The 1,965-nt window shown below is 34.0% G+C and carries 3 protein-coding genes; all 3 read right to left on the minus strand.

Annotated elements, in window-relative coordinates; genetic code table 11:
- Positions 1-234 precede the first annotated feature (234 nt).
- Complete coding sequence (locus tag ASU00_RS24040; protein WP_057915952.1) at positions 235-480, minus strand: ParB N-terminal domain-containing protein; 246 nt, start codon at positions 478-480, stop codon at positions 235-237.
- A gap of 148 nt (positions 481-628) precedes the next feature.
- Entirely contained in the window at positions 629-1,135 is a 507-nt protein-coding gene (locus ASU00_RS24045; RefSeq protein ID WP_057915953.1) for a DUF4367 domain-containing protein, read from the minus strand.
- 209 nt (positions 1,136-1,344) lie between these two features.
- Positions 1,345-1,806 carry a DUF4179 domain-containing protein gene (locus ASU00_RS24050; RefSeq protein ID WP_057915954.1) on the minus strand — a complete coding sequence of 154 codons (462 nt, stop codon included), beginning with the start codon at positions 1,804-1,806 and terminating at the stop codon, positions 1,345-1,347.
- Positions 1,807-1,965: the final 159 nt, after the last annotated feature.

Below are 1,965 nucleotides of genomic sequence, written 5' to 3' on the forward strand. Positions count from 1 at the left end.
TTATTTTATTTTCATTAATACGTCTCATTATATTTTACAGTGGACTTCTTGTTGAACAAACCTGCCCCTTTAGTTCCATAAAGAAAAAACTACCTTAAAGAACGCTCTGATCTTAAGCTAACGCCACCAGTGTGCTGGATTGTTCTGGTTTACAACGAACTTATAGGAGAAACCCCCAAAAACTTTTGATTTCAGGGGTTTTCTTCATTTTTTCTATGTTTATTATGTAAAAGCTTATTTCTCATAAATAATAGGGACTAGTTCCATCCCCACCTTTTTGGCTGCGATATAGCGTCTATAACCGTCTATAAGAATCTTAGTATCCCTATTTATCGTAATGGGTTCATCTAAGCAGCCTGTCCGTTTAACATGATTTAAGACTTGTTGTGTTTTTTCAACACTAGGATGCGAACTTAAAAACTCTTCCGTAATAACAATCTGATTTAGTAAAATAAACTCTTCTGTTTCATCTGGTTTCATTTTTATTTTCACCCCTATCTGAAGTCTAATTATATTCTTTATTCACCTGATATAAGAACAATTTAATCAGCTATTCTCACTTTTCTCGTCCTAAGGCCGCCATTTGGCATCCTTCTTGTAACGCTAACGCACCCGTTAGTTCTATAAATTATTTCATTGACCTTGCAACTTCCAACATTTTATTCCTTGATATCCGTGAGCTATGCATTTCTACATAAGTTCCTTCTTGTACCCAACGAAGTAAACCACCAGTAACAAGTTCTCTCTTTTTATCTAACTCACCACTATTACCCCATTCTACAAAAAAGCCCTTATGACCGTTTATATCTACCTGCTCTTCGTTTATGTGCATTTCTTTCTTAAAAGGTCCCTTCCTTTGATCAATACTAATTAGCAAATATTTATCGTCGCTATCCATATAGTGCAAACTAAAATTAGTTATTTTGTCTTTTTCATCCCAAGGGTATGTTTTTATTTCTAACGTCCAATCATTTGGAATATTTTGAGGAACAACTACTTTAAAATCAACTTTCTTCTTGATTCCAGAGATAGTTATACTTTCGTGATTATATTTGATTTCTTTAGCTTGAACTATTAGTGGAACGTTCTGAATTAGAATAAATACAACAAATAAACGTATAAAAAGTAATTTCAATTTACTACCTCTTCCTGTTTGGTTTTTACATAGGTAGTTTTACCAATTTGATGTTTCTTATTAAACTAACCTGCCCCTTTAGTTCCATAAGAAAGAGCTGCCTTAAAGACAGCTCTGATCTTAAGATAACGCACCCGTTAGTTCATTTAGGCATTAAGAATTATTGTAAAAACTATCCATATAAAAACCCAGCTTTTTTGCTGACTTATTTACAAGGAAAAATTTATTGGCCATTGCCCAGGTTGTTTTAATACGGAATCCGCATTGAATTTTACATCATAATGATCGGGGAGCTCGTTTTCAGGTGTAATATGGATAAACCCTATAACTTCACCCTTTCCAACTTGTTTTGTTTCATAAGAAGTACCAGCATTCATCTTTTCACCATTGATTAAAATATTTGTTCCCTCAAAAATTGTTTCTGGAATTTCGCGAGAATGAATATTTTTTTTAGACATGATGACGTATTTAAGATGAATGCCATTTTCGTCCTTAACTGCGTCACGAATTGTCAGTGTAATGTCATTATCTGAAGCAGATTTCCCAATATGTTTCCATGTTTTTTCGATTTCCTTCGCTGATGCGTCATCATTGATCATCGTAAAAGAAAACATAAATGTAGTTATTACAGCTAAGATGGCTGTTCCTATTATAAAAGTTCGTTTGTTCATCTTAATGCCTCCCATATATCAACATTAGGAATAGCTTATTCAATAGAAAACTATTTATACTTTTATTTCTTGATGAACTAATCTGCCCCTTTAGTTCCATAAATCGAGTAGGAGGAGGCGCCTAGCCTCCGACCTCTCACACCACCGTACGTACCGTTC

This window comes from Peribacillus muralis (assembly GCF_001439925.1).
Classification (GTDB): domain Bacteria; phylum Bacillota; class Bacilli; order Bacillales; family DSM-1321; genus Peribacillus; species Peribacillus muralis.